This is a genomic window from Rhodopseudomonas sp. BR0M22, assembly GCF_010907035.1.
In the GTDB taxonomy this organism is placed as follows: domain Bacteria; phylum Pseudomonadota; class Alphaproteobacteria; order Rhizobiales; family Xanthobacteraceae; genus Rhodopseudomonas.
In genome coordinates, this window is the sequence record NZ_QUMK01000117.1 from 1 (window position 1) to 7,631 (window position 7,631).

General features: G+C 65.5%; 5 protein-coding genes. 1 reads left to right on the top strand and 4 read right to left on the bottom strand.

Annotation, left to right across the window (positions count from 1 at the left end):
* Positions 1 to 167: 167 nt before the first annotated feature.
* Positions 168 to 1,727 (bottom strand): class I adenylate-forming enzyme family protein, encoded by a 1,560-nt coding sequence (locus DY468_RS23925; RefSeq protein WP_164608026.1) that lies wholly within the window; start codon positions 1,725 to 1,727, stop codon positions 168 to 170.
* A 118-nt stretch (positions 1,728 to 1,845) separates the two neighbouring features.
* Here DY468_RS23925 and DY468_RS23930 point away from each other — a divergent pair, with 118 nt between their 5' ends.
* Positions 1,846 to 2,634 carry an enoyl-CoA hydratase/isomerase family protein gene (locus DY468_RS23930; RefSeq protein ID WP_164608027.1) on the top strand — a complete coding sequence of 263 codons (789 nt, stop codon included), beginning with the start codon at positions 1,846 to 1,848 and terminating at the stop codon, positions 2,632 to 2,634.
* 81 nt (positions 2,635 to 2,715) lie between these two features.
* On the opposite strand, the gene DY468_RS23935 is transcribed toward DY468_RS23930, so the two are convergent.
* From DY468_RS23935 to DY468_RS23945, 3 genes are all read right to left on the bottom strand, one after another.
* A complete protein-coding gene (locus tag DY468_RS23935; RefSeq protein WP_164608029.1) occupies positions 2,716 to 3,915 on the bottom strand; it encodes an amidohydrolase family protein in 1,200 nt (399 codons plus the stop codon).
* Between the two features lie 130 nt (positions 3,916 to 4,045).
* Positions 4,046 to 4,819, bottom strand: a complete 774-nt coding sequence (locus tag DY468_RS23940; protein WP_164608031.1) for a ferredoxin--NADP reductase — start codon at positions 4,817 to 4,819, stop codon at positions 4,046 to 4,048.
* A 268-nt stretch (positions 4,820 to 5,087) separates the two neighbouring features.
* Positions 5,088 to 7,631, bottom strand: a 2,544-nt coding sequence (locus DY468_RS23945) for a c-type cytochrome (protein WP_164608033.1), incomplete at its 5' end; no start/stop codon positions are given.

The following is a 7,631-nucleotide window of genomic DNA, read 5'->3' on the forward strand; positions in this document are numbered from 1 at the left end:
CGTACTCAGCGATCAGAAAACGCCACTTCTGGATGTAGTTTCTTTCAATCGTCCGATCGAAGCTGTTGTCGCGCATCGAAGCCTCCCTGATGGGTGGATTCGATCACCGAATTGTTGAACATGCACAGCAATGACGGCCAAGGTGGTGCAGTGCCTGAGACAGAACCTCAGTTCACCCGCCGGTCCTTATCGCTCCAATACGCCGCGCGGAGCGCGGTCTTGTTGATCTTGTTGACGCTCGACAGCGGCAGGGGATCGTCGCGGAATTCGATGCTGCGCGGCGATTTGTAGTCGGCGATCAGCGAGCGGCAGAACGCAATCAATTCATCCTCGGTGACCGCAGCGCCAGGGCGACGCACCACTACCGCATGCACCGCTTCTCCCCATTTGGCATGGGGGATGCCGATCACTGCGCATTGCAGCACATCGGGGTGCGCCGCGATCGCGTTCTCGACCTCGATCGAATACACATTCTCACCGCCGGTGATGATCATGTCCTTGATCCGATCGGAGATGTAGAGATAGCCATCGGCATCGAACCGGCCGGAATCGCCGGTGTGCATCCAGCCGCCGCGCAGCACCTGCGCGGTCAGCTCCGGCTGCTTCCAATAGCCCGCCATCACCATCGGCCCGCGCACCACCACCTCGCCGACCTCACCGGGCTTCAGTTCGCGATCGTCCGCATCGACGATCCGAACTTCGGCAGACACGATCGGCCGCCCCGCGGAGCGTAACCGCTGCCGTGGCGCCGACGGCAGATGATCGGCCGGCGACAAAATCGTCGCGACCGGCGACAGCTCGGTCATGCCGTAGGACTGGCCAAACTTGATTCCAGGAAGCCGTCGCAAACACTCCTGCAGCACGGCCTCCGGCATCGGCGAGGCGCCGTAGGTAATCAGCTTCAGGCTCGACAGATCGTAGCTGTCGAGATCCGGCAACTGCAGGATCATGCCGAGCATCGTCGGCACGAAGGTTGCCACCGTCACCCTGTGTCGACTGATCGCGGCCAGCACGTCCTTGGGCGAGAACCGCGGGATCACCACATGGCGTCCGCCCATGATCGAGGTGGTGTAGACCCGCGCGCCGGCGCCGAGATGGAACAGCGGTCCGGCGTGGAGCGCCACCGTGCTGTCGTCGAAGCCGAAATACAACGACGTCACCACCGCGTTGACCCAGAGGTTGCGGTGGCTGAGCATGACGCCCTTGGCGCGGCCGGTGGTCCCGCCGGTGTAGAACAGGCAGGCGAGATCTTCGCCGGCGCGGCCGGCGTCGGCGCAAGGCTTGTGGTCGGCGAGCACCGCCTCATAGCCATGGACATTCGGTAGCCCAGCGGTGCCCGGCGCCGCGGCGATCACGGCGCTGATGCAGCGACACGCCTCGGCGAGCTGCAGCGCACTGTCGAGGAAGCCGCCATCGCTCACCAGCACCGACGGCTCCGCGTCGGCGACCTGTTCGATCATTTCCGGCAGCGAGAAGCGCGAATTGATCGGGACCGCCACGCCGCCGGCCCACAGCACCGCGAAATAGCACTCGATGTACGCGTTGCCGTTGGCCGCGAGGATCGCGACCCGCTCGCCGGCCTCGACGCCGAGGCCACGAAACACGCTCGCGAGCCGCGCCACCCGGTCCAGCAATTCGCCGTGGCTGAAGCTGCGATCGGGCGTGACGAGAGCGGTCTCGTCGGCACGGAACGCAGCCGCCTTGCGCAAGCCCGCCGTCAACTGCATGTCGCGCTCCCACCCTGGCCGCCTTGTTGCTTGAGGGCAGTTGTAACATTGCGAAAATCGTTTTCGCAATCGGCGGCCGATGCTCTATGCTTGGCGCAAACAGAACTGGGACGGAAACATGCCAACAAACGCCACCGGCGGCGACGCCGTCGTGTTCGAACGCCATGACGACGTCATGGTGGTTCGCCTCAACAGCCCGTCGACGCGCAATGCGCTGCAGCCGGCGGTGAAGAAACCTCTCGAACTTCGCATCCCGGAATTACTCACTGATCCGACCGTCCGCTGTCTGGTCATCACCGGCAGCGACGAGTCGTTCTGCGCCGGCGGTGATATCAACAACATGGGAGAGCGCGGTGCACCTCAGGTGCGGCGGCGGATGCAAGTCACGCACGGCTGGGCCCAGATGTTGCTCACGGCCGAAAAGCCGGTGATCGCTGCCGTCAACGGTGCGGCCGCCGGCGCGGGCTTCTCGCTGGCGCTACTCTGCGACATCGTGCTGATGTCCGATCAGGCCTATTTTCGGGCGGCGTTTCCTGGGCTCGGCGCCGCGCCGGATCTCGGCCTTGCACTGACGCTGCCGAGGGCGATCGGTGCGATGCGCGCCAAGGACATTCTGCTCACCAACCGCCGCGTCGAGGCGGACGAAGCGCTGGCGCTCGGCATCGCCAAGCGGGTGGTGCCGGCCGGCACGTTGATGGGTGAAACGCTGAAGCTCGCGGCCGACCTTGCGGCCGGTCCGGCGACATCGCTCGGCCTCACCAAGATGCTGGTCAACGGCGCGTTCGAGCCGATCGAACAATTCTTCGCCCTTGAAGCCTTCGCCCAGGGCGTCGCGTTCGGCAGCGCCGAGTTCGCCGAAGGCGTCGCTGCGTTCCAACAGAAGCGCAAACCGGACTTTCGGCGCTAACCGTCCGCTCGACCATCGGCATGGTTCGATCGTGCCGTCTGGCGTCGCCCGCTCGGCTGCGCCTTCAGCCGTTCGGCGGCCTTACGCTTTGACGATGGTCGGGATGCGCGTTGCCGGCGGCGTATTGCGCGAGCGCTCGCTGCGGACAATGCCGTCGATGATCGTCATGCCGATACCCGGGATGTCGCCGAACTGAACGCTTTCCAGCAGAGTTGCCCCGCCGGAATGTTGGGCAACGTCCATGATCACGAAGTCTGCTGCGCGGCCGACCTCGATCAGGCCGACGTCGAGATCGCGCATCTTCGCGGTGTTGCCGGTGGCGAGACAGAACGCTTGCTCGGCCGGCAGATCGCCAAGCGACGACAGCAGCGAAACCATCCGCAAGATGCCGAGCGGCTGCACGCCGGAGCCGGCAGGGCCGTCGGTTCCGAGAATGACGCGATGCAGATCGCCCATCTCGCGCGCGATGCGCAAGGTGTACAGCGCCGATCGCTCGTTGCCGTTGTGCACCAACTCCAGGCCGGCCTTGCAACCCTCGCAGATACAACGGATCTGCCCGTCGGGCAGCGCGGTGTGGCCGCCGTTGATATGTCCGACCACGTCGGTGCCGGCTTCGAGCACGACGTCCTTGTCGATCAGTCCGGAGCCGGCGATCGACGGGCCGCCGGTGTGGATGGTCGATTGGATGCCGTATTTGCGAGCCCACTCCACCATCTTCTTGGCGGTCGGGCCGTCCTTGACGCCGCCGAGTCCAATCTCACCGAGCAACTTGACGCCCGCCGCGGCGAGTTCCTTGAAGTCGTTCTCCTCCATCTCGTGCTCGATCACCGGCGCGCCCGCGTGCATCTTGACGCCGGTCGGGCGAAACGCGCTGAACGAACGCTGCGCCGCGATCGCCAGCGCCTTGATGCCGATGACGTCGCGAGGCCGGCCCGGGTAGTGCACCTCGCCGGCCGAGATCATGGTGGTGACGCCGCCATGCAACGACGAGTCGATCCAGTTGATCTGGCTCTGCCTCGGTGTCCAGTCGCCGGCGACAGGATGGACATGGCTGTCGATCAGGCCCGGCGTGATCGCGGCGCCGTTGGCGTCCACTGTTGTGGTCGCGCCCTCGGTATCGACGTCCTTGAGTCGGCCGATCGCGGAAATCCGTCCGTTCTCCGCGACGATGGTATCAGCCTCGAGGATCGGCTTGTCGAGATCGCCGCTGAGCATCAGACCGATGTTGCGGATCACCAGCTTGGTAGGACCTTGGGGGCCGGACGGCGCGTCGTGAGCCATGGAAGACGTCTCCGATAAGAGCGCCGGGTTGGCGAGGTCGGGCCCGGCCGTTCATTTGTAAGCATACGAACTCTACGGCGCCGCGCGGTAATTGCAATGCGGACGGCCACGATGCCGTGCAGGAAAATACTCAGCGTTCGGCGAACGCCTTTTCCAGCACGAAGTCACCAGCCTCGCCGTGATTGCCTTCCTCGAAACCGAGACCGATCAGCCTTGCCTTGAGGTCCACCATCATCTGCGGAGACCCGCACAGCATGGCCCTGTCCTGCTCCCGGTCGAGCGCCGGCAATCCAAGGTCGTCGAACAGCTTTCCGGTATCGAGCAAATGCGAGATTCGGCCCTGGTTGCGGAATGGCTCGCGGGTCACGGTCGGGTAGTACAACAGCTTGTCGGCGATCTCGTCGGCCAGGAATTCGTGGTCGCACAGTGCGGTCACCATCCGCTCGCCATAGGCGAGTTCGGCGACCTGCCGGCAGCCGTGCACCAGCACCACCTTTTCGAAACGCTCGTAGGTCTCGGGATCGCGCACGATCGACAGAAACGGCGCGACGCCGGTGCCGGTGCCGAGCAGATACAGATTGCGGCCCGCGCGCAGATTGTCGATCACCAGCGTGCCCGTCGCCTTGCACCCGACGATGATCGGATCGCCCTCCTTGAGGTGCTGCAACCGCGACGTCAGCGGCCCATCGGGAACCTTGATCGAATAGAATTCGAGGGTGTCCTCGTAGTTCGGACTGACCACCGAGTAGGCTCGCATCAACGGCCGGCCGTCGACCTCGATGCCGGTCATGGTGAACTGGCCGTTGCGGAAACGAAAGCCCGCCTGCCGGGTCGTAGTGAAGCTGAACAGCCGATCGGTCCAGTGACGCACGGCGAGCACGCGCTCTTCCATCATGTTGCTCAAAGCAGGGCTCCGGAGTTTGCGCCCCCCGAGCTGCGCCGGTGCGATGAGCAGTCGCTGCCGGCGAGTGTTCCGGCTGAGGGACAAGGCCGCCCTGGCCGAGCCCGACGATTGCTCTTCCCGGCCCGCTGGTGGCCGCCACATTTCATTTGTATACAAACGAAATTACCGATTTTGAAAGCGCTCGTCAACGCGGCAGCGTTCTGCGGCTGCGGACATTTCGGGCAATTTGCGCTGTTATTTCAGGCGGCCGGAGCCGGAACGTCCAAGCTCAGTGCACCGCGCGGTGCGCACGTAGCCGTGCGACGTCCTGCTCCACCCCGCTCCAGGCCGGCGCGTCGGGAGCGAACTTGCCCCGCATGTAGTTCACCAGCGCCGCAATCTGGTCGTCGCTGAAGCTGTCGCGAAACGCCGGCATGTCGCCGAGGTCGGCGGCGGCCGGATCGGGGATGCCGTCGAGCACGACACGGATCAAATTGTCCGGGGTCGCGGCGTGCACATTGGTATTGAGCGCCAACGCCGGGCGGACGCCGAACAGCATCGGACCCGTCTCGCTGTGGCAGCTCGCGCAAGCGCCCTCGTAGAGTCTGCCGCCGAGCGTATCGAGCGGACGCAACGAAGCCTCCGCCGCGCTCTTCAGTGCCGCGGCCTGCGCAGCCGGATCGGACGGCGGCGCCGGCGCGAACGAAGCCAGATAGGTCGCCATCGCGCGGATGTCGGCGTCGGGCACGGCTGCGAGTTGTTGCACCACCTGCGCCATCGGGCCTGCGGCGGTGCCGTGGAACTGGGAAAAACCGGTTCGCAGATACGTGAACAGCTCCGCCTCGTTCCAGGCGATCGGCGCGCGCGACAGCGCGGTCAGCGACGGCGCATGCCAACTGTCGACATCGCCACCGGCCAGATGGTGCTTGTCGCTGCGCTCTGCGCCGAGCGCGTTACGCGGGGTGTGGCAGGCGCCACAATGGCCGAGGCTTTCGACGAGATAAGCGCCGCGATTCCATTGCGGCGAGCGGCTCGGATCGGTCGGTATCTGGCCGGGCCGCAGGAACAACGTATTCCACCCCGCCATCAGCGGCCGGATGTTGAACGGAAACGCCATCTTGGCGGTCGGCGTCTTCGCCTTCACCGCAGGCCGACTCATCAGATACGCGTAAAGCGCCTGCAGGTCGGTGTCGGACGTGTGCGTGAACGACGCATACGGGAACGCCGGATAAAGATGAGAGCCGTCCCGCCCGATGCCTTCGCGCATCGCCCGCTCGAACGCCGCATAAGACCAGGCGCCGAGGCCAGTCTCCACATCGGGAGTCAGGTTAGTTGAATACACCGTGCCGAACGGCGTCTCGATCGGACGACCGCCGGCATTGGCGATGCCGCCGGGCAGCGTGTGACAAGTCATGCAGCCGCCGAGTCCGGCAAGCTGCGCGCCGCGCGCGATCATGTCGGCGGAGAATGACGCCGGATCGGGCGGCGTGATCGGCGCGATCGCGCCACGGATCGGCAGCGCCAGAGCCGCCATGCCGAGCGCGCCGGCCAGCGCCGCACCGGCGAGCGCGAACCACGACTTCTTCTTCGGCTGCGACGGCTTGGGCGGCGACAGCGGGTTGCCGAGCGCGGCCCGCACCCGCTCCGGCGTGAACGGCGGCTCGCGCAGTCGCACACCGGTGGCGTCGAAGATCGCGTTGGCGATCGCAGCCGCCGACGGCACCGAGGCGGATTCTCCGGAGCCGAGCGGCGGATCGTCCGGCCGCGGCATCAGCACGACGTTGATCACCGGGACTTCCGGAAACGTCAGGATCGGATAGGCCCCCCATTCCTTGTCGGCGACCGCCGTATCGGTGAAGCTCACCTGCTCCTTCAATGCACGGCTGGTCGACTGGATGACGTTGCCATGGATCTGATGCTCGATCCCGGCCGGATTGATCATCAATCCGGAATCCTGGCCGACCACCACGCGCTTGACCGCGACGTCGCCGGTCGCGTTGTTGACCTCGACATCGGCAACCCAGGCCGACCATGCCGCGCCGTATCCGGGAAACTTCGAATGCACGTACAGCGCATAGGCAAAGCCCTGACCGCGTGTGATGTCGCTATCGACCATTTCGCGCCGCGGTCCGGTGCGATGCTCCCAGCCGGCGCGCGCCGCGACCGCCTTTACCAGATCGACCGCGCGCTCATCATGCAGATAGCGTAGCCGGTACTCGACCGGATCGACGCCGGCCTCTGCCGCGAGTTCGTCGATGTAGCTCTCGTGCGCAAACGAGTTCGGCAACGCCGACACGCCGCGCAGCCACGCCGCGCGCACGATCGGCGCCATGTCGTGAACTTTGACGCGGATGTTGTCGTAGGCGTATGGCGGGATCGCGGTGCGATCGCCCATCTCGAAAACCGGATTATCGGCCGGCACCATCCCGGTCAGCAGCAGCGCCAGTGTCGTCGCCGCGTTGGACGGATAGCGGGTGGCGAAATCATAGGCAGCCGGACTGCCGTCGGCATTCAGCCCGCCGGAGACCTCCATCAGTTGCGCGGCGCCCTTCGGCTCCCAGGCATGTTCCTGTTCCCGGGTGAGCTGTACCCGCACCGGCCGCCCGACTGCCCGCGACAGCAGCGCGGCGTCGGCAGCGACATCGTCGGCGCAGTTGCGGCCGTAGCAGCCTGCGGCCTCGAACCGCAGCACCTCGATGGCCTGCTCGTCGATGCCGAGCAAAATCGACAGATCGAGCCGTAACGGATACGGGTTCTGTGTCCCCGACCAAATCCTCGCCCCGTCCTCGCGCACGTCGGCGACCGCGCAGGACGGGCCGATCGAACCGTGCAT